This is a genomic window from Sorangium sp. So ce131, assembly GCF_051519095.1.
Taxonomy (GTDB): domain Bacteria; phylum Myxococcota_A; class Polyangia; order Polyangiales; family Polyangiaceae; genus Sorangium.
Genome location: NZ_CP150455.1, coordinates 13,323,358 through 13,348,340, shown reverse-complemented (window position 1 = coordinate 13,348,340; position 24,983 = coordinate 13,323,358). Strand labels below are relative to the sequence as shown.

The window sequence follows — 24,983 nt, the reverse complement described above, 5'->3', positions numbered from 1 at the left end:
CCTCAGGGGAGTCAGCGCATGAGAGCCCTCTTCACAGCCGCGCGGCACGAGGCCGTCCGCGCGTTCCGCAACCGCACCTTCCGCGTCGCCGCCGCGCTCGTCACGGCGCTGCTCGCCGCGGCGTTCCTGCTCGAGGCGGCGCGCCACGCCGGAGAGGCCCGCCAGCGCGCGGCCCTCCAGGAGCTGGTCCACCGCCAGTGGGTCGAGCAGCCCGGCCGCCACCCGCACCGCGCCGCCCACTACGGCTCCTTCGCCTTCCGCCCGCCGAGCCCCCTCGGCTTCTTCGATCCAGGCCTCGAGTCCTTCGCCGGCACATCCCTCTTCCTCGAGCCGCACCAGCGCAACGCCCTGAGCTTCAGCGAGGCCGCGCAGTCGAGCGAGCTCGCGCGCTTCGGGACCCCGAGCGCCGCCTTCGTCCTCCAGGTGCTGCTGCCGCTGCTCATCTTCTGCATGACCTTCGGCAGCGTCGCCGGCGAGCGCGAGGCGGGGACATGGGCCCTCGCCGTCTCCCAGGGCGTGGACGCCCGCGTCCTCGTCGCCGGAAAGGCCCTCGGGGCGCTGCTCGCCGTCGCGCTGTGGCTCGCGCCGGTCCTCGCGCTCGCGTTCGCGGCCGCGCTGCTCGCCGGCGTGCTCGACGCCTCCGTGGACACGCTCGCTCGCGCCTTCGTCCTCGCGGGCGGCTACGCCGTTTACCTCGCCGCCTGCACGGCGTTCGGCGTGCTCGCCTCGTCCTTCCACCGCCGCGCGCAGGGCGCCCTCCTGACGCTGCTCGGCCTGTGGGTCGCGCTCTGGATCGTCGCGCCGCGGCTCGCCACCCAGGCCGCGAGCCGCCTCCACCCGACGCCCTCGCGGGCCCAGGTCGAGCTCGACCTGGCGCGCGCGATCCGCGAGGTCGGAGACAGCCACGATCCGCAGAACCCCCGTTTCCAGGAGCTGCAGCGCCGCACGCTGGCCGAGCACGGCGCGTCGCGGGTCGAGGACCTCCCGGTCAACTACGGCGGCGTCGTGATGCGCGAGGGGGAGCGGATCACCACCGCGCTGTTCAACGACTACACCACGCGCCTGTTCGACGCGCACCGCGCCCAGGACGGGCTCGCGCTCCGCGCGGGCCTGTTCACGCCGCTGCTCGCGATCCGGTCCTTCTCGATGGGGCTCGCCGGCACCGACGCCCACCACCTCGTCGACTTCGAGCAGCAGGCGGAGGCGCACCGTTATGCCTTCATCCAGCAGCTGAACCAGCTGCACATCACGAAGATCCGCTGGCACGACGACAAGGCGCAGCGGGTCGATCGGGCGGAATGGACGCAGTTCGCCCCCTTCAAGCCCAAGCGGCCCCCCGCCGCCTGGGCGCTGTCCCGCGTCGCGCCCGCGGGCCTCGCCGTGCTCGCGTGGGCGGCGGCGCTCTCGCTCGGCGTCGCGCTCTTCACCCGCCGCCACGGAGAAACGTCATGAGCCCGTTCCTCGTCCGCGCTCGCCTGGAGCTCCGGCAGCTGCTCCGCGCGCGGGTGCCCCTCGTCGTCGCGTCGCTCCTGCTCGTGGCCGGCGTCGCCGCCATCGTGGACGGCGCGGCCCGCGTGGCCGCGGAGCGCGAGGTCATCGCGGCCCTCGAGCCGGCGCTCAAAGAGGAGGAGAGCTACCTCCGCAAGACCCACGCGCCGAACGACGACCTCGGCCTCGTCCTCTACTACCTCGCGATGCCCGTCGCGCACGAGCCGAACGCGTGGACCGCGCTGTCGACCGGGCTGCGCGACGTGCACCCGTACAGCCGGCACCTGCGCTTCATCGGCCTCGTGCCTCAGCTCTACCAGACCGACATCGCTAACCCGCTCAAGCAGCTCGCCGGCAGCTTCGATTACGGGTTCGTCCTCGTCTTCCTCGTCCCGCTGTTCATCGTCGGCGTGAGCTACGATGGCCGCTCGCGCGACGACGATCTCGGCACCGAGCCGCTCGTCGGCTCCCAGCCGACGCGCCTGTCGCGCCTGCTCGCGCTCCGGCTCGCGCTGCGCGCCGCGCTCGTCTCCGCCGTCGCGCTCGCGCTGTTCGCCTTCGCCGTCGCCTGGCTCGGCATCCCCCTCGACGCGCGCGCCGGCGCCTTCGCGCTCGCCTCGCTCGTGTACGTCGCGCTCTGGTTCCTCCTCGTGTTCCTCGTGGCCTCGCTGCGGCGCTCGTCCGCGTGGAACGCCGTCGCGCTCGTGGGCGCCTGGATCGCGTGGTGTGTCCTCTTGCCCGCGCTGGTCAACCTCGCGATCCTCACGGCCGCTCCAGCGCGCGGCGGCGTCGAGCTCACGCTCGCGCAGCGGCAGGAGCAGAACGCGGGCTGGGACCGGCCGAAGCGCGCCGTGCTCGATCCGTTCTTCGCGCGGCGGCCCGAGTGGGCCTCGACCCCCGTCCCCGAGGACCACTTCTCCTGGCCCTGGTACTACGCCATGCACGAGATGGGCGACGTGCACGTCGCCCGCGAGGTCGAGGCCTACCACGCGGCGCTCGCGCGAAGGGAGCAGTGGACCGCGCGCGCCGCCCTCGCCTTGCCGCCCCTCGCCCTGCAGCTCCTGCTCGACCGGATGGCCGGCACGGACATGGCCACGGAGCTCGCCTTCAGGGACAGCATCGCCGCCTACCACGAGCAGCTGAAGCAGTACTTCTATCCGCTCGTCTTCAACTACAAAGGCCTCGCGGCGTTCGACATCGACGCCGTCCCGCGCCACCGCTTCGAGGGCGCCGCGCAGCCCGTGCAGCTCTCCGCGCTCGCGGGGCTGCTCGGCGTCCTCGCCCTGCTCGGCGCCCTGCTCCCGCTCGCCGTCCGCCGGATCGACAGGGCGCCTCGGCGGGAAGAGGCGACCTCCACGGGCACGAGGCCCCTCCGGCCGCCCTCCGACCAGGAGCCGCCGAGCGACCGTTATGTGCTCCTGACCCGCGACGAGAAAGCACGGGAGACGTGAGCCATGGATGATCGAACACCGCGGATCGAGGACGTTCACGGTCTGCTCTTGAGTCCGGACGAGATAGCCGCGCTCCCCGAGCCGCTCGGCAGCCTGGTTCTCTCGCTGCCGCCCATGCTCTCCGCCGCGGAGATCGAGCGGGTCAACCGGGGCACCAAGGTCCAGGGAGGAGACTACGTCTACCGCGGGCTCGCGTTCGCGGTCCCGCCCGGGGTCCTCGTGCCGGGCGGGACGAGCGAGGTGATCTTCGACGCGCTCCACGACGGGCTCGTCGAGACGCAGGGCGCGTCGGTCGTCGTGATGGGGTGCGGGGCGGGCGTCGAGCCCGTGCTCGCGCGGCAGCGCGGCGCCCGGGAGATCCACGCCATGGACATCCATGAAGCGAGCGTCGCGTCGAGCCTCGCGAGCTTCGAGCGGCACACCGGGCCGCGCGACCCCGATCGGCACCACTTCCTGGTCTCGGATCTCTTTTCCGCGCTCCCGCGCGGGGCGCGCGCCGACGTGATCGTCTTCAACCCGCCCGCGAACCCGCTGCGCTCGGACGATCCAGACCTCGCGCGGGTGAACTTCTCGGGCTCGGCGATCATGGTGCGCTTCTTCGACGAGATCGCCTCTCGAGAGCTGCTCGCGCCGGGCGGCCGGGTCATCACGGTGCTCTCCAACGCGAGCAACCTCCGGGGCGTCGTGGGGCACGCGCTGCGCCGGGGCTTCAGGCCCGAGATCTTGAGGCGGAAGACCTGGCCCGCGCCGTACGACAAGATCCTGACACACCTCCTCTCGTTCACCCTGGACGCGCGCTGAGCGCGAGCAGTCGACCGATGGCCCAGCAGCACACGAAGCCCGACCAGGAGCCCTTGAGCTTCGGGTCGTACTGGAAGCTCGCGATTCCGCTGACCCTCGCCGGCCTGTCGGGGCCCATCATGAACGCCACCGACACCGCCGTCATGGGGCACTTCGGCGACGCGGCCACGATGGGGGGAGTCGCCGTGGGCAGCCAGATCTTCAACACCCTCTACTGGCTCCTCGGCTTCTTCCGGACCAGCACGAGCGGCTTCGCCGCCCAGGCGCGCGGCGCGGAGGACCGCCATGACGCGGCCTTGCAGCTGCTCCGCCCCCTGCTCTTCGCCGCCCTGGTCGGCTGCGCCTTCGTGCTGCTGCAGGGCCCCCTCGGCGCCGTCGCCCTCGATCTGATGGGGGCCCGCGGAGAGGTCGAGTCCCACGCGGCCACCTACTACGGGGCGCGCATCTGGGGGGCGCCAGCGGTCCTGATGGGCTACGTGGTCGCAGGCTGGCTCATCGGCATGGCCGAGGTGCGCTGGGCGATGCTCCTCTCCCTCGGGACGGACCTGCTCAACCTCGTCCTGACCGTCGGATTCGTCACGCTGCTCGGCCTCGGGGTGAGCGGCGTCGCCTGGGGCACGGTGCTGGCCGAGGTGACGAAGGTCCTCGTCGGCTGCCTCGTGATCTGGCGCAGAGGCCACCTTCGAGGCGTCCGGATCGAGCGGCGGCACGTCGCCGATCTGCAGGCGATCACCCGGATGTGGCGGGTGAACGGCGACGTGCTGGTGCGCACCACCTGCCTGCTCGGCGTCTTCGGCTGGATCACCCGCCAGAGCGCGCTCCTCGGCCCCGAGGTCCTGGCCGTCAACGCGATCCTCATGCACATGCAGATCGTCATCTCCAGCGCGCTGGGCGGGATCGGCAGCGCCGCGGGCATGCTCGCCGGCCAGGCGATCGGGGCCCGGTCCCGGGGGCGCTTCCACGACGCGCTCCGGCTCTCGTTCTGGACTGCCTCGCTGTCCGCGCTGGCCATCAGCCTCGCGTGTGTCGTCGCGCAGCCTTTGATCCTCGGGATGTTCACCCCGCTGGAGTCCATCGTGCAGACGACGGGCCGCTACTACGTCTGGATTGTCCTGTTCCCGGTCGCGATCTTCTGGAGCATGATCCTCGAGAACGTCTTCACGGGCGCGACCCGGGCCGCTCCGATCCGCAACGCGCTGCTGACCGCCAGCCTCGTGTTCTTCGTCGCGTGGCCCGTCCTCTCGACCCGCTGGGGCAATCACGGCCTCTGGATGGCCTTCCTCCTGTTCAGCCTGACGCGCTCTGTCTATCTCCACCTGGCGCTGCCGAGGCTCGTGCCGCTGGCGTTCCCGGCGCGGGCGCGAGAGCCCGTCGCCGCCTGAGCCGCGCGGGCCGCCGTCCCCTCCACCTCCAGGAGCGTGCTCGATGTGCTCGATCGCCGGCATCTTCAACAAACCCACGAACGGGGCCATCACCGACGCGCAGCGCGACGAGATGGCGTTGCTCCTCGACGCCATGCACCACCGCGGGCCCGACGCGCGGGGCGCCCTGCAATGCGCGCCCTGGGCCCTGCTCGGCAGCAACCGGCTGCGCATCACCGACGCGGGGAACACGGGCGCGGACATGCCGCTCACCTCGGCCGATAAGCGCCTCGCCATCGTCTACAACGGCGAGATCTACAACCACCGCGAGCTGCGCGCGCGGCTTCCGCGCTTCCCGTTCCGGACCGCCTCGGACACCGAGGTCATCCTCGCGGCCTACGAGGCCTGGGGGCTCGCCTGCCTGGAGCGGCTCGAGGGCATGTTCGCCTTCGCCCTCTTCGACAGCGCGAGCCAGACCGCCCTCATCGCCTGTGACCCCACCGGGCAGAAGACCGTCTACCTGTGGGAGGACGACGACGCCCTGGTCTTCGCCTCGGAGATCGACCCGCTCATCAAGGACCCGTACCGCAGGAAGGACTGGGACCTCGACGGCCTCGCGGAGTTCACCGCACATCGCTTCATCCTCGGCGGCGCGACGCACGTCCGGCAGATCCGCAAGCTCGAGTCCGGCACCTGGCTGACCAGGTCGCCCGAGCGGCAGCGGACGGGGCGCTTCTACACGATCCCGCGCGGGGACCTGTCGAGGACCGACGTCCCTGCGATCAAGCAGGAGATCAGGGACGCTGTCGTCGACGGTTGCCGCAGGACGTTCGACCTGGAGGTCCCCTATGGCCTCCTCCTGAGCGGCGGGATCGACTCGACGGCGGTCCTCGTCGCCGCGCGCCGCGCAGGCCTGCCCATGAGGACGTTCTCGATCGGCTTTCGCCCGACGGGTCAGCTCCTCCCGCGCAGCACCAGCGTCTTCGACGAGTTCGCGTACTCCCGGGAGCTTTCTCGGGAGCTCGCCACGCAGCACACCGAGATCGCCCTGTCGGACACCGACTACTGCGTGTACCTCGACCGGTGGATCGAGACCGCCGGCGAGCCGCTGGGCTCCCAGGAGGCGCCCTGCCTCCTCCGGCTCTTCGAGGAGGCAGGGCGGGAGACGCGTGTCATCTTCTCCGGCAGCGGGCCCGACGAGATCTTCGACGGCTACTCCTACGGCCGGGCGATGGCGGACGTGCCCCTCGCCGAGCTCCCCGAGCGCTACTACGCGGCGTTCTGCTGGTCCGGGACGGCCGACATGAGGCGGCTCATGCCCCGCCACGACGCCGAGCGCCTGACGACCGGCAAGTACCGTGAGATCCTCTCGCTCTACGGCGACTGGCCGCTCGACAGCCTGCAGGCCGTGCAGCTCCTGCACTTCCACGGCCGGCTCGCCGTCTATGAGTTCCGGCAGATGGATCTCCTCAGCATGCGCCACAGCGTCGAGGCGCGCTCGCCCCTCGCGAGCAGGGGGCTCGTCCGCAGCGCCTTCGATTTCCAGAGCAAGCTGAAGCAGCTCGATGGCCACGAGAAGGGGATCTACAAGCAGGCCCTCGCGGATCTCGTCCCGCCGGTCATCACCTCGCGCAAGAAGCAAGGCTTCCCCATCCCCGCCGAGATGTGGCTCTCGCGGCCGTTCATGGAGAGGGCGGCCATCCTCTTCGACCAGGGGTGCGTGCTGAGCGGCGCAGGCCTCATCGACCAGGGCTATCTCAGGAGGCTCTGGGAGGATCCGGATCCGGCCACACGCAACCTGTTCTCGCGCCTGTACACGGCGGAGGGCATCCTCCGGCGCCAGGCGCCGCACCTGGCCCCGTCGCGGACCCCCTGATCCAGGGCCGGCCCGCGGCGCACGAGAAACGACAGGCCAGGCGCCGATCCCTCGCGACGCAATCGCAACTCATTTGCAATTGACTTTGTGTTTCTGAAATCACATAAGGGGCCTGCCGGGGCGCGCCGCCCGAGGAGGGAATCCTTATGGATGTGATGAATGAGCCGCACGCCAGCCGTCTGCCGGAGCCGCCCCCGCCGCTGACCGAGCGGGATCGCCTCCTCTCGGACGGATACACCGTGATCCGCGGCGTCCTCGACCTCGACGAGGTGCGCCGTTACCGCGCGCTCGCGCGGCGGATCCTCGCGCCGCAAGAGGACAGGGAGTACCAGGAGAGGCACGTCGCCATCGGCAGCCTGTTCGACATCCTGCGAGAGCCGGGGTTCGTCGATCTCATCGGGCACGCGCGGGCCCTCGCCGCGCTCCGCCGCCTCGGGTGCGACGAGCCACGTTACGAGCACGGCATCGTCTTCAACAAGCTGCCGGGGACGCCGCGGACCTTCTGGCACCAGGACTGCATCAACTGGAATCACCCGGTCGCGTACGAGCCGGCGCCGCACGAGCTGATCCTCATCTATTACCTCGTCGACACGACGCCCCACAACGGCTGTCTCCGCGTCATCCCGGGCAGCCACAGGAGGCGCCACGCCCTGCATGAGCCGCTGCGCGGCGCCAACATTCCGGACCTCGAGCGCATGCGCGACCCGAGCTCGCCCGTCTTCCAGAGCTATCCCGACGAGGTCTCGCTCCCGGTCAAGGCGGGCGATCTGGTGGTCGTCGACGTCCGCCTGCTGCACGCCACGCACGCGAACGACAGCGGCGAGGAGCGCACCGCGCTGAGCCTCTGGTACGCCCCGTCCTGTCGCGATCTCCCCGAGTGCGTCCGCGCCCGGTACACGCTGCGGGCGGGGGTGGATGACCGGCTGCCGTACGTGCCGCCGGGCCTCCCGGGCGACGTCGCGGCGCGGCTCCGCGCCCTGCTCCCGCCCGCGTACGAGGGGAGCGTCCCGCCCCTCCCCTGGCACACCGATCCTGACGAGCGGCTCCGCTGATCTGGAGGCCATCATGAACACGGTCGCTGACACTTCGCTTTCGACGCGCATTCACCGCATCTACAACGAGCTCGCGAGCATGGGCTCCCTCGAGCCGAGCCAGCGGGTAAACCACCTGTTCGGCGAGCTCGTGAGCATCTCCATGTCTCGCTCGCGGGGGGAGGTCGACGAGGTGCTCGGAGATCCGGTCGTGCGCGAGATCCGCGAGGGCCTGTGGCGCGTCTGCTCGCGCGGCGAGTTCGAGCTGGAGCGCCACTGGGCGCGGCGCATCGCCGCCGCGGACGACCCGGCGGCCGAGCTCCGGAGCTTCCCGTACGCCGCGAACTACGAGAAGCTGACCCGGCTCGAGCTCTCCAGCCTGAGGGGCGTGCGCGACGAGCTGCCGCGGCGCGTGCTGTTCGTCGGCTCCGGGCCGCTGCCCTTCACCTCGATCCTGCTCGCGGGGCGCCACGGCCTCCCGGTCAGCAACATCGACGTGGACGAGGAGGCGTGCGCCGCCGCGCGCACGCTCGCGCGGCGGCTCGGGCTGTCGGACAGGCTCGAGTTCCTCTGCGCCGACGCCCTGTCCTGCTCCGACCTCTCCGAGTTCGACTGCGTGTTCCTCGCCGCGCTCGTCGGCATGAACCGGCGCGAGAAGGGCCGCCTGCTCCGCCACCTCCACGGCGCGATGCGCCCGGGCGCGCTGCTCCTCGTCCGCAGCTCGCAGCGCCTGCGCGCGCTGCTCTACCCCGAGGTCGACATCCATGGAATGGCGCCGTTCGAGCCGCTCCTGGAGATCCATCCGCACGACGAGGTGATCAACTCGGTGATCATCGCCGAGCGGCCGGAGCGTGGCCGGATCGCCGGCTGAAGCGGTATCGTGGTAGAGTCCCGGCCGTCAGGACCGGCCGAGAGACCCACCATGACCACCCCCGCGCTCCCCTCGAAGCTGCCGTCGACCGGCGTCAGCATCTTCACCGTGATGACGCGCCTCGCGAACGAGCACGGCGCCATCAACCTGTCGCAGGGCTTCCCCGATTTCGACTGCGCGCCGGAGCTCGTCGAGGCCGTCGCCCGCCACATGCGCGCCGGCCACAACCAGTATGCCCCCATGCAGGGCGTGCTGGCCCTGCGCGAGGCGCTGGCCATGAAGATCGAGCGGCTCTACGGCCGCCGCTACGACCCGGCGACCGAGATCACGATCACATCGGGCGCGACCGAGGGGCTCTTCAGCACGATCACCGCGTTCGTCCGGCCCGGGGACGAGGTCATCCTGTTCCAGCCTTGTTACGACTCGTACGCGCCGGCCGTGCGGCTGAACGGCGGCACCCCGGTGTTCGTCACGCTCCGTTTCCCGGACTACCGCGTCGACTGGGACGAGGTGCGGCGCGCGCTCACGCCCCGGACGCGGCTCCTGATCATCAACTCGCCGCACAACCCGACCGGCACGGCGCTGTCGGCGGACGACCTGCGCGAGCTCGCGCGGGTCCTGGACGGGCGGGACGTCATCGTCGTCGGCGACGAGGTGTACGAGCACATCCTCTTCGACGGGCGCCGGCACGAGAGCCTCGCCCGGTATCCGGAGCTCTCGGACCGCTCCGTCGTCATCAGCTCCTTCGGGAAGACGTACCACACGACCGGCTGGAAGGTGGGTTATTGCGCGGCGCCGCGGGCGCTCTCGGCGGAGATCCAGCGGGTGCACCAGTTCGTGACCTTCGCGGTGAACGCGGCCATCCAGCTCACGTATGCCGAGGTCGTGACGCGCGAGCCGCTGCCCGCCGATCTCGCGCCCTTTTACCAGGCGAAGCGCGACCGGTTCCTGAAGCTCATCGAGGGCTCGCGGTTCCGCCCGCTGCCGTGTGAGGGCACGTATTTCCAGCTGCTCGATACCTCGGCGATCACCACCGAGCGAGACACCGACTTCGCGCTGCGCCTCATCCGCGAGCACGGCGTCGCCTCGATCCCCACCTCCGCGTTCCTCGAGGGGGTGGAGCCCGGGCCCGTCCTGCGGTTCTGCTTCGCCAAGCGGGACGAGACGCTCGAGGCGGCGGCGGAGCGGCTGCGCCGGGTCTGAGGGGCGCCGCGGTCGGGCAGAGCGCCAGCGCGGCCACCGCTGGCGACGCGGAGCGCCGCCGAGGACCTGCCCCGGAAGTCGTTTCATTATTACGGCCTGACCACCCTCGCGCGATGACCGGCTCGCTCGGCGGCGTCGATAGGGCGCGACGACACCACACGACGGGGCCGTCGAGTCCCTCCGGCTTGCCAGCGACGCGGGACAAGCCTATCGTCGAGCAGGCTGGATGCTCGCGAGAGCTCCCCGCGCGACGGAACGCAGCACGGGAATCGGTAGCTTATGCGCAGGACGAAGCAGGCACAGACAAGCGCGCTGGAAGGCCCCGCGCTGGCGCGCTTCGAAGCGCTCTCCTCCTCACGCCACGAGCGGGAGCGGCCCGCCGGCCCCGCTGCCCCGCGCGGCGCCGCCGCGGCCGGAGAAGCCCGCCTCAGCCCTTCTCCCGCGCAGCGCAGCGTGACCGCGCGCGCCGCCCGCTCCGACATGCTGCTCGTCCTGCTCGGCGCGCTCGCCGCGGCCTGCTCGCTCGGCTGCGGCCCCGCTGGTCGGCCGGGCGCCATGGCCCCCAGCGGCGACTGTCCGACCCAGTACAAGCCGCTCATGTGCCTCGGCAACGACGAGCGCTGCGTGACGGACAGGAACGGCTGTGAGGTCTGCGACTGCGTGGAGCCCGGCTCGCCCGCGCGCCCCATCGACCGGCGCGACGTGCCGTAGCGCGCGCCCGGCTCAGCGGAGCAGCCCCCGGAGCGCGTCGAGCAGCGCGGGGAAGTCGATCCCCTTGGCGAGCACCACGTCCGGCGGCGGCGCGCCGTCGAGGTCCTCGCCGCCGCTGCCGCTGAGCAGCGCCACCCGCGCCCCGGGCAGGCGCGCCCGCACCGCCGGCAGCAGATCGGTGCCGCGGCCGTCGCCGAGGTTCTGGTCGAGCAGCACGAGGTCGTACCGCGCTCCCCCGGCCGCGAGGGCCTCGCCGGCCGCGGCGAACGAGCCGGCGACGTCGACCTGAAACCCCTCGTCCTCGAGCAGCGCCGCGAGCACGAACCGCGACGATTCGTCGTCGTCCACGAGCAACACCGCGTTCCCCATCCGGTCCTCCGCCTGCCTCCGAGCCCTGGTCTCGCCGCGTCAGGGCGCCGCGCCCGCCGCGGCCCTCAACACGCCCCGGGATCGCTCCGGGCGCGCGCGATCGCGAGCACCAGGTCGCGCACCTCGAACGGCTTGCGCAGGCAGGTGTACCCGCCCCGCCGCGTGAACGCGTGGATCATCTCCGACCCCGCGTGGCCGGTCATCCCGATCACCCGGATCTCGCTGCTGAGCCGCCGGAGCTGCTCGTACGTCTTCACGCCGTCGAGCGACGGCATCACGAGGTCGAGCACGCACACGTCGACCGCCTCCTCGCGCGCGCGCCGGATCGCCGTGTGCCCGTCGTAGACGGCCTCGGCGCGCAGCCCGGCCTCGCGCAGCCCCGCCACGATCGCCTCCGCCACGTCGGGCAGATCGTCCACCACCAGCACGGCGCGCGGCCCGAGGGCCCGCCCGACCATCCGCACGAGGTGCTCCATCGAGAACGGCTTGTGAATGACCGCGTACACGCCCTCGCTGATCCCTTCCTCGACGAGCTGCTCGAGCGCGAACGCCGTCATCAGCACGACGGTGAGCTCCGGCTGGATCCGCTTCATCTCCCGGAACGTCTCGACCCCGTTGAGGCCGGGCATCCTCACGTCGCTGATCACGAGCGCGAAGCGCTGCTGCCGCACGAGCTCGAGCGCGTGCGCGCCGTCCCGCGCCTCGGCGACCTCGTACCCTTCCAGCTCGAGGTTCGCGGCGAGCGTGGCGCGCATCCCCTCCTCGTCGTCCACCACGAGCACCCGTCTGGTCGTCTCCATGCTCCCTCTCCCTCGTCACCCTCGCCCGCTCGAGTCTACGTCCGGTCCCGCGCCGCGCGGCAGCCGGATGAGGAAGGTCGTGCCCTCCCCGGGCTCGCTCTCCACCTCGAGCGTCCCGCCGTGCATCCGGACGATGCCGGCGCTGATCGCGAGCCCGAGCCCGGTCCCCTTCAGCTTCGTGCTGAAGAGCGGCTCGAAGATCCTCGCCAGGTTCTCCTTCGGGATCCCGGCGCCGTTGTCGGCCACGGACAGGACCACCTCGTCCTCCCACGCCCGCGCAGCCACACCCACCCGCCCCTCGCGATCGGCCGGGATCGCGTCGGCCGCGTTCTGGATCAGGTTCACGAGCACCTGCCGGAACTGGTCCTTGTCGAGGCTCGGCACGGGCAGGTCGGCGGGCACCTGGTTCACGAGGCGGACGTGCGCCGGCGCCTGGACGACGGAGAAGGCGTCGTCCACGAGCGGCCCGAGCGGGCACGCGGCGCGGCGCGGCTTCCGCTCGCGCGCGAAGTCGAGCAGATCGCCGATGATCCGCGTGCACGCCTGGATCTCCTTCTCCATGAGCGCGAGGAACTGCGCGACGCGCGGGTCCGCGCCGAGCTCGGTGCCGCCGAGGCGCCGCTTCAGGTAGTGGGTCGCGTTCCGGATCGCGCCGAGCGGGTTGCGGAGCTCGTGGCCGATGCTCGCCGCGAGCTGCCCGATCGCGGCGAGCTTCTCGACCCGCACCCTGGACTCCTGGGCCTCGCGCAGGCTCTCGGCCATGTGGCCGAGCGCGGCGCCCATGCGCCCGAGCTCGTGCGCGCCCAGGTCGGGCACGCGCCACGCGAGGTCGCCCCCGGCGATGCGCCGCGCGCCCTCGGTGAGGGCGCGGAACCCGCGCGCCATCGAGCGCAAGAGGCCGCCGAGCAGCACGAGGAGGATCGCGAGCGCCGCGGTCATCAGGGCGACGCCCGCCGTCCTGATCTGCTCGCCGGCGCGGCCCGCCTCGCTCACGCTCCGCGCAACGTCCCGCCGCGCGTCGGCGATGGCCGCGTCGATCTCGGGGACGAACCCCCGCTCGTACTCTGCCTCGGGGCGCTCCCGGAACGTCCGGCTGGCGCCCGGCTCCGCGGCGCCCGCCATGCGCGTCACCTCGTCGACGTCCCCGGCGACCCGCGCGAAGGTCGCGCGCATGCGGCGCAGGCGCTCGTCCTCCTCCTGCTGCTCGCGCGCGTCCTCGCGGAGGCGCTCGTCCTCGATCCAGGCGCGCTGGAGCGCCTCCACCGCGGAAAGGTCACGCCCCACGAGGCCGGCCCAGTGGCGCAGCTCCTCGGTGTCGCCGCCGCCGAGGGAGATCTCGGCCGCTTCCCGCATGTAGCGGCTGGCGTGGTCGGCGAGCGTGATGTGCCGGGTGAGCGCCTCGTAGGCCAGCTCGGAGCGCCGCTGGAGCAGCGTCATCCTCGCGGACGTCACGTAGAGCGCCCCGGTGGCGAGCAGGACCGCGGCCGCGGCCACGGCGAAGATCAGCCCGAGCGCGGTCCGGATGCTCATAGAGCCGCCGCCTGCGCGCCCGCGGTCAAGGCGGCGGCTCCAGCCCGGCGGGCCCGCCTGCGCCGGGATCGCCGGGCCCGTCCGCGCCGGGATCGCCGGGCCCGTCCGCGCCGGGATCGCCGGAGCCGCCCGCGCCGGGGTCGCCGGGCCCGCCCGGGTCGCGTTGTGGTCCGAGGGGCAGCTCGATGCAGGCCCGCGTGCCGCAGGGCGCGCCGCGCTCGATGGAGAGCGTCCCGAAGTACCGGCGGGCCACCCGCGCGGCGATGTTCAGCCCGAGGCCGAGGCGGCCGGGCTTGGTCGTGTAGAACGGCCGGGTGATCACCTCCCGGTCCGCCTCCGGGACGCCCGCCCCGGTGTCGCCAACCTCGATGCGGTACCGCGCGTCGACCACGCTGCCGCGCAAGGTGACCACGCCGCCGCCGGCCATCGACTCCGCCGCGTTCTCGACGAGGCACCGCACGGCCAGGGCGAGCTCGGCTGGGTCGAGCTCGACCGTGCCGTCCGCCGCGTCGACGTCCACGCGGATCCCGGGCTCGGCGATGCGCGCGCACGCCGCCGCCGTGTGGACACACGCGCGGGCGCTCGCGCTCACCGGCCGGCGCAGGGCGGGTATCCGGGACTGGGCGACGTCGTCGACGAGCGCGCTCGCCGCCACCGCCTCGTCGTCGATGACGTGGATGAACTGCTCCACCCGGGGGTCGTCCCGAAAGGCTTGCTCCCGGGCGATCTTGCGCTTGAGAAAGAACGCCGCATTGCGGATCGTCCCGAAGCAGTTGCGCAGGTCGTGGCGCAGCGTCGCCACGATCTCCTCGGCCGTCGCGGCCTGCTCTGCCGCGCCGAGCGGGTCCCGGCTCATCATCGTAAGTCCTCCGCGGCGCGGCGCGCTTCCGGCCTCGCCTGGCCGTCACTTCCCGGTTCGGCCGGGGAGCCCGAGATCGCCGAGCCTCCCCGGCCGCACGAGGCTGGCCGTGCGAGAGGACGGCGGCGGATACGAGCTCGTCGCGCTGCGCCGCGACGGCTCCGGCGCCTCCCTGGGATCCGGCGGCCGGTAGGACGGCGCGCTCCTCGGCGAGGCGGGCGCGAGGGTGTCGCGCGCCGCGGGAGAGCTCGCGAGGGAGTGGACAGCCCGCTTCATGTGGGCGAGGCGGGCGAGCTCCAGGACGAGCCTCGTTATCCGGGCGGGCTCGAACGGCTTGAGGATGACGTAATGCCGCCCGCCCTCGCTCGAGCGGATGTACTCGTCTGCTCCGGTGATCAGCAGGCAGCTCGTATAGGACGGCAGCGCGTTGACCCGCCGGAGGAGCTCCTCGCCGTTCATCCCCGGCATCTTGAAGTCGGAGCAGACCACGTGGAAGAGGTCTGTCTCGAGCATCTGGAGCGCCCGCTCGGCGGATCTGCTGGTGACGACCTCGACGTCGTCCTCGAGGATGGCCGCGAGGCTGTCCAGCATCCGCTGCTCGTCGTCGACGACGAGCACACGCAACCTCTCCTGGGCGTGCGGGCTCACGGCGCGCCTCGCGCGGGCACGGGCGCGGCTCGAGGGGTTACCCTCGAGGGCGACGACAGGGCCGCTCGTTTCATGTCCTGTCCGCGCGTCCGGTTCGCTCACTGGGCCCGAGCGGCGCGCTGTGGCCGCTCCGCGCGGTGGATCGAAGCATGTCAACTCGAAACAACTGCATGTGGCAGATTACGAATCTACACCACAAAGGTCGCTTTCGTAAAGCTGGTTCGCGAAGATTTCGTCCCGGCGCGAGCAAGAGCCATCTCAGCGATTTCGTTCACCGTTTTGAAACAGTCGAGTCACCTTGCTCTCACGTCGGCCTCGCATCGGGGTGATCGTTTACAGTGGAGCGGTCGGCGGCTTGTGGATGGCCGCTGTCGGATACGAGAGCAGCTCAGGTGCCCACGGCGGCGCCGGAGCGGGCCGGTGGATCCGAGGCCGCAGGCGCGCTCGCTCGGCCGGCGCGACGCCGGCCGCTGGCCGTGAGCCCGAGGCGAGGCGTTGCGCCTCACTGCGCTGGAGGTGTGCGGCGCGGCGACACACTTCCGCGAGGCTCCTGGGGTCGCAGGCGTCGCGCCGGCAGAGGCACGACGCGTGCTGGTTCGGGAATGCTCCCGCCGAGATCCAACCTGCGAAGATGCTTGCGCATTTTCGTGAGCGCCCGACGGCGCGCTCACCGCGGAAGGCCTGCTGGATGAAATGAAAGAAGAAGAGATCGTCCCCTGGGACGTGAAGCGCATCCTCCTCGGGCAGACGCCGGCCGCGTTCCTGCTGGAGATCCTGGTCCGGACCGTGGTGGTCTACCTGTGCCTGCTCGTGATCGTGCGGCTGCTCGGCAAGCGGATGTCCGGGCAGATCACGATCCTCGAGATGGGCGTCATGCTCTCGCTCGGCGCGATCGTGTCGGTGCCCTTCCTGGCCCACGACCGCGGCCTCGTGGCCGGCGTGCTGCTCCTCGTCGCCATCATGGCGCTCCATCACGGCCTCAGCTGGTGGAGCATGCGGTCGCCGAGGGTGGAGCTGCTCTCGCAGGGGCGCGCCACGGTGCTCGCGCGCGACGGGGTGATGCTGCTCGACGAGCTCGCCGGGGCCGCGCTCTCGCGCGAGCAGCTGTTCGCCGTGCTGCGCGGCAAGGGGGTGGAGCAGCTCGGGCAGGTGACGCGGGTCTACCTGGAGGCGTGCGGCCTCTTCAGCGTCCTGCGCGCGCCGAAGCCGCGGCCCGGGCTCTCGGTCCTCCGCCCGATCGACCGCGATCTCCTGGAGCACGACCGGTCGCGGATGGCGTGTGTGACCTGCGGCAACACGAGCGAGCAGGCGTCGAGGGGCGCCGCGTGCCCGCGCTGCGGCCGCCGCGAGTGGACCACGGCGGTGATCGGCCGCAAGGGCGCTTCCGCCGCGGGCGAGAAGGAGAAGAAGGGATGAAACCTGAAGAGCTCCGCCTCTTCGATCTCGAGCGGATGCTGCGCGGGGAGACGCCGTGGTCCTTCGCGATCGAGGTCCTCGTCCGCGTCGTCTTCATCTACCTCATCCTGGTCGTCTCGATGCGGCTGATGGGCCGGCGGATGGCCAAGCAGATGAGCCGCAACGAGCTCGCCGCGCTCGTCTCGCTGGCCGCGGCGATCGGCCCGGCGATGCAGGCGCCGGATCGCGGGCTGCTCCCGGCGGCGCTCGTGGCGCTGCTCGTGGTGGGCATGCAGCGCGGGCTGGCGAGCCTCGCGGCGCGTTACCGCCGGTTCGAGCAGATCACGCAGGGCAACGTCGCGACGCTCATCGCCGACGGCTGCCTGGACCACCGCGCGATCGCGTCGTCGCTGCTCACGCGCGATCGCGTCTTTGCCCAGCTGCGCTCCCAGGGCCTCGAGCACCTCGGCCAGGTGGATCGCCTGCACCTGGAGGCGAACGGGTCCTTCACGACCCTCAAGGCGCAGGAGGATCGGCCCGGGCTCTCGCTCCTGCCCGCGTGGGACGGGGACGCCCACCGCGCGCAGCCGGAGGCGACGGGCGTCCGGGCGTGCGAGGGCTGCGGGCTCGTCGTGAGGCGCGGGGAGGAGCCGCCCGCGTGCGACCGCTGCGGGGGCTCGGCGTGGGTGCGCGCGGTCGGCGGTCCGCCCAAGCAGCAGGCTCGACCGCAGCGGGGCGACGGTCACCGCTCCAGGGAAAAACCGGTCGTTTCGAGCAACGCCGGCGGCTGAGGGCCGGGTGACCGTCGCGATCCGGTCTGGTAGGGTGTGCGTGTCCATGCCGCCGGCCATCGACAAGCGCGCGTTGCTCGCGACCATCAAGGATCAGCTCGCCCGCGAGCTGGAGCGCTCGACGGAGCGGGCGCGCGACGCCGCCGACGCGGCGACGCACGAGGAGAACCGCGCCGAGGGCGACAAGGACATGCGCGCCACCGAGGCGTCGTACGTGGCGCGGGGTCACACCGAGCGTGTGCACCAGCTCGAGCAGGCGCTCGCCAAGCTCGGCGCCCTGAGCGTGCGCGACTTCGGCCCGGACGACACCATCGCGAGCTCGGCGCTGGTGGAGCTGGAGAGCGGGGATCGGCGCGCGCTCTACTTCCTGCTGCCGGCCGCCGGCGGGGAGCGCCTGCAGTTCCAGGGGGTCTCGCTGCAAACCATCGCCACGACGAGCCCGCTCGGGGCGGCCCTGCTGGGCCTGTCCGAGGGCGACGAGGCCGAGGTCACGACGCCGCAGGGCACACGCAGCTACCTCATCACCGGCGTGCAGTGAGTCCGGGCGCCGGCCGCGCCTCCTCCGGCCGGACCACCACACGACCGAAAAAAGATCGTTCGTTCGTAGGGAGCTCCTCTCTCGCCACGTCCCAGGGATGAACGACCCGCTCGGCTCGACGCGGGCGACCCAGGGAGAAGAGTCCATGATGCAGTCTCGTTGGTGGAGGCTTGGTGGGATTTTGCCGCTCGTCGGCGCGCTCGTCGGCGCGGTCGGTTGCACCGCGGAGACGGGTCAGGGCGACACGTCGCCGAGCGATGAGGCCGCCGAGGCGGCGCTCGCGCAGGGACCGTCGACGGACGACCGGGCCGCCGGGCCTCGCGGCCACCGGAACGGCTTCCACGGCCGCCCGGGCGGCGCGCACGGCCCCGAGCGCCTGCTGCGCGCGGCGCTCCACGAGATCGAGCTCTCGGACGCGCAGAAGGCGACGATCGAGGGCGCGCTCGACGGTCTGCGCGACGGCGCGAAGGACCACCCGATGGATCCGGCGCCGTTCGCGGCGCTCGCCGACGGCGTGCGGGCGGGCAAGATCGATCGGGCCGCGATCGAGGCGAAGCTCGCCGAGGGGGGCCGCGGGGGCGAGGAGCACCGCGCGCGCGTCGCCGGGGCGCTGAGCACGCTGCACGCCACGTTGACCAAGGAGCAGCGCCGGGCCCTCGTCGACGCCGTCGCGGCGAAGATGGACGCGCGGGGCGAGGAGGGTGAGCGGGGGCCCTGGGGCGGCAAGGGCGAGCGCGGCCCGCGCGGCGAGAAGGGCGAGCGGGGGCCCTGGGACGGCAAGGGCGAGCGCGGGCCCCGCGGCGACCGCGCCGCCATGGGCGGCCCCGGCATGAAGGGCGGGCCGCTCGGCCACCTCCTCCGCGGGATCGACCTGCGCGACGACCAGCGCGCGCAGATCGAGAAGGCGCTGGAGGGAACGCGGCCGAGCGAGGCCGACCGGGAGGCCTGGAAGGCGGACTTCGCGGCGAAGCGCGCCGAGATGCGCGCGCGCCTCGAGAAGTTCGCGGAGGACCGCTTCGACGCGAACGCCTTTCTGCCCGCGGCGGACGGCAAGCACGGGCCTCGGGCCCACCAGGGCCGCATGGTCGACGCGCTGGCTGCGATCGTCCCGGTCCTCGACCAGGCGCAGCGCAACGCGCTCGCCGACCGGCTCGAGAAGGGCCCGGCGGCCGGCAGGTTCGAGCGCGGCCCCGGCCGCGGCGAGCGCGGCGACCACGGCCCCGGCCGCGGCGAGCGCGGCCCCGAGCGCCGCTGAGCGAAGGGCCCGGTGGCGCGCGCGATGCGATGGGCGCAGAATCGCGGTGGCTCGTGACCGTCGACCTGAGGCTCGTCGCAGCGCGCGTCGCCGGGGGCGATGACGCGGCCTTCCGCCAGATCGTCGAGCACACGCGCGCGCCGATGTACCGGCTCGCCGCGCGCCTCGTCGGCGACCTCGCGGAGGCCGAGGACGCCCTGCAGGAGGCGTTCGTCGACGCCTACCGCGCCCTGCGGGAGGGGCGCTACGACGGGAGATCGAAGGTGGAGACCTGGCTGTACCGCATCGTGACGAACGCCTGCCTCGACGCCCTGCGCCGCCGCCGCGACACCCCGCGCGAGGCGCCGGCCGAGCCGCGCTTCGACGGCCTCGTCTCCGCGGAGGCGCGCGTCGCGCTGCGCGAGCTCGACGCCCTGCTCGCCGCGCTGCCGCCGCAGGAGCGCGCCGCGCTCGTCCTCGTCGCCGTCGAGGGGCTGCCCGCGAAGGAGGCGGCCCTCGCCCTCGGTTGCTCCGAGGGCGCGGTCGAGCAACGTTTGGTGCGCGCCCGCGCAGCGCTCCGCGCGCGGCAGCTCGAGAAGGAGGCGCCCAGTGCCTGACCGCGACGACGACCGGACCGCGCTCGATCGGGACCTCGCGCGCCTCGCGGCCGCGACGGCTCGCCTCGACGCCGACGACCGCTTCACCGACGCCGTGATGCGCGCCGCCGCGCCGGCAGGCGAGCGCGCCGCCGCGCCGGCAGGCGATCCGTTCGCCGAGGTCGCCCGCCTCGCCCGCGCGACCAAGGGCCTCGCGCCGGACGCCGGCTTCACCGACGCCGTGCTGCGCGCCGTCCGGGCCGCTCCGCTGCCCGCGCCCGCGCGCCCCGCGGTGGCGGACGGCATCGTCCGCGCCGGCCGCGCCGCCGTCGTGCTCACCGCGCTGGCGGCGGCCGCGAGCGTCGCGTTCTCTTTCCAGAGCCAGCGCCAGTTCGACACCGCGATCATGGCCTCGGTGGACACCCTCGAGGCCAGCGAATGACCCCGCCGCCGGCGTCCCCCGCGCCCCCTGCACCTCCTGCGCCCCCGGCGCCCCCCGCGCCCCCGGCGTCCTCCGGCCACTGGAAGCCGCTGGCGGTGCTCGCCGCCGTCTTCCTCTTCGGCGGCGTCGCGGGCGCGGCCATCGGCCGCGGCACGGCCCTCCGCGACATTGAGGACACCTTCCGGAGCCCTCCGACCGAGGCGCGCGCCCAGTTCCGCCTCCGGGCGATGCGCCGCCAGCTCGACCTCACGGACGACCAGGTGCGCGAGCTCAGGGCCGCCCTCGCCGAGGCCGAGGCGGAGCGGGAGAAGCTCCTCTCCGAGTGCCGCCCCGCGCTCGACGCCCTCCGCGACCGCACCGACGCCCGCGTGAAGGCGGTTCTCACGCCGGACCAGCGCGCCCGGTACGAGGAGCTCGAGGCGGAACGAAGGCGAAACCCCCGCCCGCCGCCGCACGGGCCGGGGCCTCGCGGGCGCGGGCCGCGGGAGCCGCTCGAGTGAGGGGCTCCGGGCGGCGCTGAAGGGCCCCTCGCGCGCTGGTGGCCGGGTGTCACCGGGGACGAGGTGACATGGCTTGTCCCAGCCCCGAGCCGCTTCGGCTGGTTTCGCGCCTCAGGAATTGCTGGCGGGACACTTCCGCGGGGGCGAACCGTCGCGATCCGTTTTGTGCGCCGCAAGGCGCTCGGTGACGCCGCATAACGTCTCGCGACGCGCCTCCCGGGCCAGACCAACGCCCGGACGGACACGTGTGCCCACGGCACACCGATGCGCCCCGTAGCGCGCTCGGCGCCGCCCGGACCACGCTCCGCTGTTTCGACCCAGGACCGAGCCATCACGACGCTCGCGGCCCCACCCTTTCGGTTTGCTGCGCTACACTTCCTCGCGCTGCAATCCGGCTTCTTTCACCTACGCGCCGCAGGGCAAACTGCTCAACTCGCACCTGCGGGAAATTCTCGGCGAGTGACGCCGACCGTGCGCGCGGGACGATCTTCGTGGTTGATCTCGTGAAACCATTTGGCATAGTAAACCGCATGGTTTCAGATCACTCGCCCCGGCTGGACCTCGTGTTTCACGCCCTGGCCCACCCGGCCCGGCGGGCGATCATCCGGCAACTCTCGGGCGGGGAGCGCAACCTCAGCGAGCTGGCCGCGCCCCTGAAAATGACTTTCCCGGCGGCCACCAAGCACGTGCGCGTGCTGGAGCACGCCAAGCTCATCCGGCGCCGCGTCGAAGGCCGGCAGCATTTCTGCCGCCTGGAGGCCGCGCCGCTCAAGGAAGCGACGATCTGGACCGAGTCGTTCCGCCAGCACTGGGAGGCTCGCTTCGAAGCGCTGGACTCGCTGCTCGACGAGATGAAGTCCGAGGAGCGAGCGCGTGCCCGCCGGACCTGAGCGTCTCACCGCCACTCAACCCATTCCGACCCCTCTCGGTCGTCTGTCACGAGTCACAACACCATGAACACCACTTCACCCCAAGGCCTGCAAATCTCAACCCCCACGGACACCACCATCGTCCTCACCCGCACGTTCAACGCGCCTCGTCGGCTGGTGTGGGAGGCCACGTTCACTCCGGACAGGATGCGTCGCTGGATGCTGCCGCCGCCGGGCTGGACCATGACCACCTGCGAGTGTGATGCGCGCGTGGGCGGCAAGCTCTCGGTGGCGTGGAAGAGCGATGAAGCCAATCCGGTCATGACACTCCGGGGCGAATTCACGGAGGTGGCCCTGCACGAGCACGCCGTTCACACGGAAACGATGGCATTGGGGTCGGGCCAGACGGTTGGCTCGCTCGTGGAAAAGCACCAGTTCGCCGATCAGGGCGCCGCCACTGCGATGAGCATCACGCAAACCTACGCCTCGAAGGAAGACCGCGACGGCGCGCTCGCTTCCGGCATGGATCAGGGCATGGAAAGCTGTTATCAACAGCTGGACGCGCTGCTCCGCGAGCGGAGCTAGGGCAACGCTGCCGTCAACGCACGATGACGCCCCAGCAGGCTTCGGGGTCGTCGCTGTCGCGCAGGGCGCACGTGATGCGTATTCCGGGCTGAATATCCGCTTGCACGACCCCTGCGCGACCTTCATCACCATCAAGCTAGCGAACGGGCGCACCGAGACGTGGATCTCCGATCGGACCGGGCACAAGTCGAGCCGTCAGATCCACCACGACAAGCGTGCCGCGCGCAAGATCGCTGAGCTCGGCTTGGGCGACTTCGCCCCCCCTGGATGAGGCGATCCCCGAGCTCCGAGGTATGGCTCCTCTCCGTCTGGGAATTCCTGGCGGGGACTGTCCCGCGGGGGCGAACGGTCGCGATCCGTCGCTTCCCCGAGCAGGGCCAGGTGATCGACCTCCGCTTCTTCGACCCCGCGAGCCCGACGGGTTCGGCCACGCACGATCGATGCTGATCTGGCCTCGTTCCGCGCGTCAGGCGCGCATCGACGCGGCCGCCCGATAGGCGCGCGGCGCCATCCCCACCTCGCGACGAAAGGCGGTGCTGAACGCGCTCTCGGACTTGTACCCGAGGTCGAACGCGATCTGGCCGATGGAGCGCGCCGGATCATGGACCAAAGCGTCCCGCGCCAGGCTCATGCGCCACGCGATCGCGTAGTCGTACGCCGGTCTCCCCACCAGCGCCTTGAAGCGCGCCGCGAACGCGGTGCGCGACATCCCGGCCGCGCGCGCGAGCTCGCCCACGACGATCGAGGACGCCGGGTCGCGGTGAATGCACCGCAGCGCGACGCCGATGTGCGGATCGGCGAGGGCGGCGATCCACCCCACTCGCTTGCGCAGCTTCGTGCGGTCCAGCGACCGCAAGATGCTCACCAGGATGAGCTGCGCGATCCGGTCGAGCACGAATCCACGCGCCGCTTGATTCTCGCTCACCTCGCGCACGAGCAGCCGTGCCAGCTCGTGCGCTGCCCCCGCCGCGGTCGCCGGGATGCGCAGCAGCGGCGGCAGCACGCTCGTCACCCAATGGGCGTGCTGGGGATCGAAGTTGAAGTAGCCGCCGATCATTTGCACCTCGGCCACACCCCGCTTCGGACCGATGCGCAGCGCCTCTCCCGGCGCCCGCCGGAAGAGGGCCTCGGCCGGGCGCACCGGCGCGTCGAGATCGCTGGCCACCAGGTAGGACGGAGCATTGCACAGCACATAGACGTCGCCGGCCTCGAGCACCTGCGGCCGCTTGCGCTCGAAGCTCACGATCACGCGGCCGCGTGCGATCGTCCCGAACTTCACGTGCGGGGAGGCGTCGAAACGAAGCGCCCACGGTCCGCGGGCATCGATGCGAGCCGAGAGGACGGTCTCGGTACGCAGCAGCGCCAGCACGCCTTCGATGGGGTCGCCCGGGTGCTTCATGTACGATCCGTAAAGTATCGCGGCGTCCTCGTTATGGCAAGTCCGGCCACGGAGCCGCATGATGACGTCACTGGGAGGCAACGCCATGACGACCCTCGACCAGGCCCAAGCGTTCATCGCCGCGCTCGAACAGGACCGTCCGAGCGCGATCGCCCCGCTGCTCGAACCTCACTTGCAAGAACAATGGCGGCGCCTGTTTTGGCGTCGGTCACTCAAAAGGGAAAAGGACATGACGACACAAACGAACAAGCGTCTTGTCGAAGAGTTTTTTGCAAAGGTCAACAAGAACGATCTGGCTGGCGCATTCGCGATGATCCATGACGACGTTGCCTGGTGGAGCGCCGGGGGCGAACATCTTCCATTTTCCGGCGTCAAGAATAAGCCCGAATTCATCGAGGCGATGAACGCCGTCCACGCGATTTTTCCAGAAGGGCTGAGACTCGTTCCCACCGGCCTGATCGCGGAAGACGACCGCGTCGCTGTGGAATTGGCTGGTCACGCGGTGACGGCGGATGGCCGCAACTACGAGAACCTTTATCATTCCGCGATCACGTTCAAAGACGGGAAGATTGTCGCCGTGAAGGAGTATCACGACACGTTGTACGCAAAAATCGTCCTCGTCGACGGCCGACGGTGACGGCTGAGCAGGGAACCCGAGCGCGCCGCGGTTCGCGCTGAAAAAGCGGGGCGGAAACTTCTAGCGCCATCGCTCGACCCCCTCCACCCTCGTTGCCATCGCTTCCTCCTTCGTCGCGAAGGGGGACAGGTAACCGGCGCTGCGCCGACGATCACGCTGGCGTTGGTCGGGCGCTTGCGCTACGGACGGTCATGTTTCCGATTATCCGCCAGCATCGCGACCGTCGGAGCTCCTGCCTTCCCCCTGCCGCTGTCCTACGATAGGCTCGCGTATCCGTTCGCGACAGGGGGCGTCGGATGGCGGCGGGGAGTACTGGGGAGGCGTCGAACTCCGTCGGGAACACGAGGCTGCGGAGCCGGCGACGTCTCCCTGGAGAGGCGCGATCGGAGAGACCCTGGCCTTGCACAGGTCTGGAGAGTGATGCAGGAGCAAAGCGTCGATTTGGGCCTTGCGCTGCATGAAGGTGAACTATGCGTTTTCGGCGGCATGGAACAGATGTTACGGATGTGACTATTCACATATCGAGCACCGAGGGGAACTCTCCGGCCAGCATCGGGATCGCCGATGTCCCACGCTCGGATGGTCGTCCCAGCATAACGAGCAGTGATCCTGATGTGGTTAGCGTCGATGACATACCTCGGACACGCGCCGTCGGCAATTTTTCGTTTTACCTCAACGCGCTTGCTACAACATCAGGCAGTGGCGCCGTAACGGTGACTGCGGCGACACGGTCCGGAATCCAGGCGACACTAAGGGTTGTGGTCGACGTTGCGATAGAGTTGCCGGACCCTGCTACTGAAGCTGGAGCTGTCGCCAGACTGTTGATGTCGGAGGCCCGCGGTCCTTCCCACGCAGACTACCTGGCAGCAGACACATTGGAGAGCATGGGGTGGATGCAACGGGTTCTGGAGAATCGATTGGCGAACGATCCTTCGCGATTCGGGGCACGCGGGGCGAGAAATTTGATCGACATCATTCGCGCCGCCAATCAGTTTGAT

At 71.4% G+C, this 24,983-nt stretch carries 26 protein-coding genes; 20 read left to right on the top strand and 6 right to left on the bottom strand.

The window, feature by feature from the left end; genetic code table 11:
• Window positions 1–18: 18 nt before the first annotated feature.
• The 9 genes from WMF43_RS48535 (at window position 19) to WMF43_RS48495 (ending at window position 10,793) form a co-directional block, all read left to right on the top strand.
• A complete protein-coding gene (locus tag WMF43_RS48535) occupies window positions 19–1,452 on the top strand; it encodes a DUF3526 domain-containing protein (protein WP_437675698.1) in 1,434 nt (477 codons plus the stop codon).
• The gene (locus WMF43_RS48530) at window positions 1,449–2,939 is read left to right on the top strand and encodes a DUF3526 domain-containing protein (protein ID WP_437675697.1); all 1,491 of its coding nucleotides are present in this window, start codon (window positions 1,449–1,451) and stop codon (window positions 2,937–2,939) included. The genes WMF43_RS48535 and WMF43_RS48530 overlap by 4 nt, the downstream gene beginning before the upstream one ends.
• 3 nt (window positions 2,940–2,942) lie before the next feature.
• The gene (locus WMF43_RS48525; RefSeq protein WP_437675696.1) at window positions 2,943–3,740 is read left to right on the top strand and encodes a methyltransferase; all 798 of its coding nucleotides are present in this window, start codon (window positions 2,943–2,945) and stop codon (window positions 3,738–3,740) included.
• Between the two features lie 17 nt (window positions 3,741–3,757).
• The gene (locus WMF43_RS48520; protein ID WP_437675695.1) at window positions 3,758–5,122 is read left to right on the top strand and encodes an MATE family efflux transporter; all 1,365 of its coding nucleotides are present in this window, start codon (window positions 3,758–3,760) and stop codon (window positions 5,120–5,122) included.
• Between the two features lie 43 nt (window positions 5,123–5,165).
• Entirely contained in the window at window positions 5,166–6,977 is a 1,812-nt protein-coding gene (gene asnB / locus WMF43_RS48515; RefSeq protein WP_437675694.1) for an asparagine synthase (glutamine-hydrolyzing), read from the top strand.
• Window positions 6,978–7,123: 146 nt separating this feature from the next.
• Complete coding sequence (locus tag WMF43_RS48510) at window positions 7,124–8,029, top strand: phytanoyl-CoA dioxygenase family protein (RefSeq protein ID WP_437675693.1); 906 nt, start codon at window positions 7,124–7,126, stop codon at window positions 8,027–8,029.
• 13 nt (window positions 8,030–8,042) lie between these two features.
• Window positions 8,043–8,879 (top strand): nicotianamine synthase family protein, encoded by an 837-nt coding sequence (locus tag WMF43_RS48505; RefSeq protein WP_437675692.1) that lies wholly within the window; start codon window positions 8,043–8,045, stop codon window positions 8,877–8,879.
• Between the two features lie 51 nt (window positions 8,880–8,930).
• Window positions 8,931–10,082 (top strand): methionine aminotransferase, encoded by a 1,152-nt coding sequence (locus tag WMF43_RS48500; protein ID WP_437675691.1) that lies wholly within the window; start codon window positions 8,931–8,933, stop codon window positions 10,080–10,082.
• Window positions 10,083–10,361: 279 nt separating this feature from the next.
• Entirely contained in the window at window positions 10,362–10,793 is a 432-nt protein-coding gene (locus WMF43_RS48495; RefSeq protein ID WP_437675690.1) for a hypothetical protein, read from the top strand.
• A gap of 12 nt (window positions 10,794–10,805) precedes the next feature.
• On the opposite strand, the gene WMF43_RS48490 is transcribed toward WMF43_RS48495, so the two are convergent.
• The 5 genes from WMF43_RS48490 to WMF43_RS48470 form a co-directional block, all read right to left on the bottom strand.
• Window positions 10,806–11,162 (bottom strand): response regulator, encoded by a 357-nt coding sequence (locus WMF43_RS48490; RefSeq protein ID WP_437675689.1) that lies wholly within the window; start codon window positions 11,160–11,162, stop codon window positions 10,806–10,808.
• Between the two features lie 65 nt (window positions 11,163–11,227).
• Window positions 11,228–11,962: a response regulator gene (locus WMF43_RS48485; RefSeq protein WP_437675688.1), complete on the bottom strand. Its 735-nt coding sequence runs from the start codon at window positions 11,960–11,962 to the stop codon at window positions 11,228–11,230.
• Between the two features lie 15 nt (window positions 11,963–11,977).
• Window positions 11,978–13,492, bottom strand: coding sequence for a sensor histidine kinase (locus WMF43_RS48480; protein ID WP_437675687.1), 1,515 nt, complete (start codon window positions 13,490–13,492; stop codon window positions 11,978–11,980).
• Window positions 13,493–13,517: 25 nt separating this feature from the next.
• The gene (locus WMF43_RS48475; protein WP_437675686.1) at window positions 13,518–14,351 is read right to left on the bottom strand and encodes a sensor histidine kinase; all 834 of its coding nucleotides are present in this window, start codon (window positions 14,349–14,351) and stop codon (window positions 13,518–13,520) included.
• A gap of 45 nt (window positions 14,352–14,396) precedes the next feature.
• Window positions 14,397–14,999 carry a response regulator gene (locus tag WMF43_RS48470; protein ID WP_437675685.1) on the bottom strand — a complete coding sequence of 201 codons (603 nt, stop codon included), beginning with the start codon at window positions 14,997–14,999 and terminating at the stop codon, window positions 14,397–14,399.
• Between the two features lie 693 nt (window positions 15,000–15,692).
• Here WMF43_RS48470 and WMF43_RS48465 point away from each other — a divergent pair.
• From WMF43_RS48465 to WMF43_RS48420, 10 genes are all read left to right on the top strand, one after another.
• Window positions 15,693–16,415, top strand: a complete 723-nt coding sequence (locus tag WMF43_RS48465; RefSeq protein WP_437675684.1) for a DUF421 domain-containing protein — start codon at window positions 15,693–15,695, stop codon at window positions 16,413–16,415.
• Complete coding sequence (locus tag WMF43_RS48460; RefSeq protein WP_437675683.1) at window positions 16,412–17,185, top strand: DUF421 domain-containing protein; 774 nt, start codon at window positions 16,412–16,414, stop codon at window positions 17,183–17,185. The genes WMF43_RS48465 and WMF43_RS48460 overlap by 4 nt, the downstream gene beginning before the upstream one ends.
• Before the next feature lie 46 nt (window positions 17,186–17,231).
• The gene (locus WMF43_RS48455) at window positions 17,232–17,723 is read left to right on the top strand and encodes a GreA/GreB family elongation factor (RefSeq protein ID WP_437675682.1); all 492 of its coding nucleotides are present in this window, start codon (window positions 17,232–17,234) and stop codon (window positions 17,721–17,723) included.
• A gap of 145 nt (window positions 17,724–17,868) precedes the next feature.
• Window positions 17,869–18,978: a Spy/CpxP family protein refolding chaperone gene (locus tag WMF43_RS48450; protein ID WP_437675681.1), complete on the top strand. Its 1,110-nt coding sequence runs from the start codon at window positions 17,869–17,871 to the stop codon at window positions 18,976–18,978.
• Window positions 18,979–19,007: 29 nt separating this feature from the next.
• Complete coding sequence (locus WMF43_RS48445; protein ID WP_437675680.1) at window positions 19,008–19,574, top strand: RNA polymerase sigma factor; 567 nt, start codon at window positions 19,008–19,010, stop codon at window positions 19,572–19,574.
• Window positions 19,567–19,995 carry a hypothetical protein gene (locus WMF43_RS48440; protein WP_437675679.1) on the top strand — a complete coding sequence of 143 codons (429 nt, stop codon included), beginning with the start codon at window positions 19,567–19,569 and terminating at the stop codon, window positions 19,993–19,995. The genes WMF43_RS48445 and WMF43_RS48440 overlap by 8 nt, the downstream gene beginning before the upstream one ends.
• A complete protein-coding gene (locus WMF43_RS48435) occupies window positions 19,992–20,495 on the top strand; it encodes a hypothetical protein (RefSeq protein WP_437675678.1) in 504 nt (167 codons plus the stop codon). The genes WMF43_RS48440 and WMF43_RS48435 overlap by 4 nt, the downstream gene beginning before the upstream one ends.
• Before the next feature lie 491 nt (window positions 20,496–20,986).
• Complete coding sequence (locus tag WMF43_RS48430; protein ID WP_437675677.1) at window positions 20,987–21,385, top strand: ArsR/SmtB family transcription factor; 399 nt, start codon at window positions 20,987–20,989, stop codon at window positions 21,383–21,385.
• Between the two features lie 63 nt (window positions 21,386–21,448).
• A complete protein-coding gene (locus tag WMF43_RS48425) occupies window positions 21,449–21,949 on the top strand; it encodes an SRPBCC domain-containing protein (protein WP_437675676.1) in 501 nt (166 codons plus the stop codon).
• A 100-nt stretch (window positions 21,950–22,049) separates the two neighbouring features.
• Entirely contained in the window at window positions 22,050–22,220 is a 171-nt protein-coding gene (locus tag WMF43_RS48420) for a hypothetical protein (protein WP_437675675.1), read from the top strand.
• A 195-nt stretch (window positions 22,221–22,415) separates the two neighbouring features.
• On the opposite strand, the gene WMF43_RS48415 is transcribed toward WMF43_RS48420, so the two are convergent.
• Entirely contained in the window at window positions 22,416–23,435 is a 1,020-nt protein-coding gene (locus tag WMF43_RS48415; protein ID WP_437675674.1) for an AraC family transcriptional regulator, read from the bottom strand.
• Here WMF43_RS48415 and WMF43_RS48410 point away from each other — a divergent pair.
• Window positions 23,434–23,985 carry a nuclear transport factor 2 family protein gene (locus WMF43_RS48410; RefSeq protein WP_437675673.1) on the top strand — a complete coding sequence of 184 codons (552 nt, stop codon included), beginning with the start codon at window positions 23,434–23,436 and terminating at the stop codon, window positions 23,983–23,985. The genes WMF43_RS48415 and WMF43_RS48410 overlap by 2 nt on opposite strands.
• Window positions 23,986–24,983 lie beyond the last annotated feature (998 nt).

What these genes read in the sequence shown, in the direction of transcription:
- WMF43_RS48535 (WP_437675698.1), top strand. Translation starts at nt 19, where the DNA reads ATGAGAGCCCTCTTCACAGCCGCGCGGCACGAGGCCGTCCGCGCGTTC.
- WMF43_RS48530 (WP_437675697.1), top strand. Translation starts at nt 1,449, where the DNA reads ATGAGCCCGTTCCTCGTCCGCGCTCGCCTGGAGCTCCGGCAGCTGCTC.
- WMF43_RS48525 (WP_437675696.1), top strand. Translation starts at nt 2,943, where the DNA reads ATGGATGATCGAACACCGCGGATCGAGGACGTTCACGGTCTGCTCTTG.
- WMF43_RS48520 (WP_437675695.1), top strand. Translation starts at nt 3,758, where the DNA reads ATGGCCCAGCAGCACACGAAGCCCGACCAGGAGCCCTTGAGCTTCGGG.
- asnB (WP_437675694.1), top strand. Translation starts at nt 5,166, where the DNA reads ATGTGCTCGATCGCCGGCATCTTCAACAAACCCACGAACGGGGCCATC.
- WMF43_RS48510 (WP_437675693.1), top strand. Translation starts at nt 7,124, where the DNA reads ATGGATGTGATGAATGAGCCGCACGCCAGCCGTCTGCCGGAGCCGCCC.
- WMF43_RS48505 (WP_437675692.1), top strand. Translation starts at nt 8,043, where the DNA reads ATGAACACGGTCGCTGACACTTCGCTTTCGACGCGCATTCACCGCATC.
- WMF43_RS48500 (WP_437675691.1), top strand. Translation starts at nt 8,931, where the DNA reads ATGACCACCCCCGCGCTCCCCTCGAAGCTGCCGTCGACCGGCGTCAGC.
- WMF43_RS48495 (WP_437675690.1), top strand. Translation starts at nt 10,362, where the DNA reads ATGCGCAGGACGAAGCAGGCACAGACAAGCGCGCTGGAAGGCCCCGCG.
- WMF43_RS48490 (WP_437675689.1), bottom strand. Translation starts at nt 11,162, where the DNA reads ATGGGGAACGCGGTGTTGCTCGTGGACGACGACGAATCGTCGCGGTTC.
- WMF43_RS48485 (WP_437675688.1), bottom strand. Translation starts at nt 11,962, where the DNA reads ATGGAGACGACCAGACGGGTGCTCGTGGTGGACGACGAGGAGGGGATG.
- WMF43_RS48480 (WP_437675687.1), bottom strand. Translation starts at nt 13,492, where the DNA reads ATGAGCATCCGGACCGCGCTCGGGCTGATCTTCGCCGTGGCCGCGGCC.
- WMF43_RS48475 (WP_437675686.1), bottom strand. Translation starts at nt 14,351, where the DNA reads ATGATGAGCCGGGACCCGCTCGGCGCGGCAGAGCAGGCCGCGACGGCC.
- WMF43_RS48465 (WP_437675684.1), top strand. Translation starts at nt 15,693, where the DNA reads ATGAAAGAAGAAGAGATCGTCCCCTGGGACGTGAAGCGCATCCTCCTC.
- WMF43_RS48460 (WP_437675683.1), top strand. Translation starts at nt 16,412, where the DNA reads ATGAAACCTGAAGAGCTCCGCCTCTTCGATCTCGAGCGGATGCTGCGC.
- WMF43_RS48455 (WP_437675682.1), top strand. Translation starts at nt 17,232, where the DNA reads ATGCCGCCGGCCATCGACAAGCGCGCGTTGCTCGCGACCATCAAGGAT.
- WMF43_RS48450 (WP_437675681.1), top strand. Translation starts at nt 17,869, where the DNA reads ATGATGCAGTCTCGTTGGTGGAGGCTTGGTGGGATTTTGCCGCTCGTC.
- WMF43_RS48445 (WP_437675680.1), top strand. Translation starts at nt 19,008, where the DNA reads ATGGGCGCAGAATCGCGGTGGCTCGTGACCGTCGACCTGAGGCTCGTC.
- WMF43_RS48435 (WP_437675678.1), top strand. Translation starts at nt 19,992, where the DNA reads ATGACCCCGCCGCCGGCGTCCCCCGCGCCCCCTGCACCTCCTGCGCCC.
- WMF43_RS48425 (WP_437675676.1), top strand. Translation starts at nt 21,449, where the DNA reads ATGAACACCACTTCACCCCAAGGCCTGCAAATCTCAACCCCCACGGAC.
- WMF43_RS48410 (WP_437675673.1), top strand. Translation starts at nt 23,434, where the DNA reads ATGACGACCCTCGACCAGGCCCAAGCGTTCATCGCCGCGCTCGAACAG.
- WMF43_RS48415 (WP_437675674.1), bottom strand. Translation starts at nt 23,435, where the DNA reads ATGGCGTTGCCTCCCAGTGACGTCATCATGCGGCTCCGTGGCCGGACT.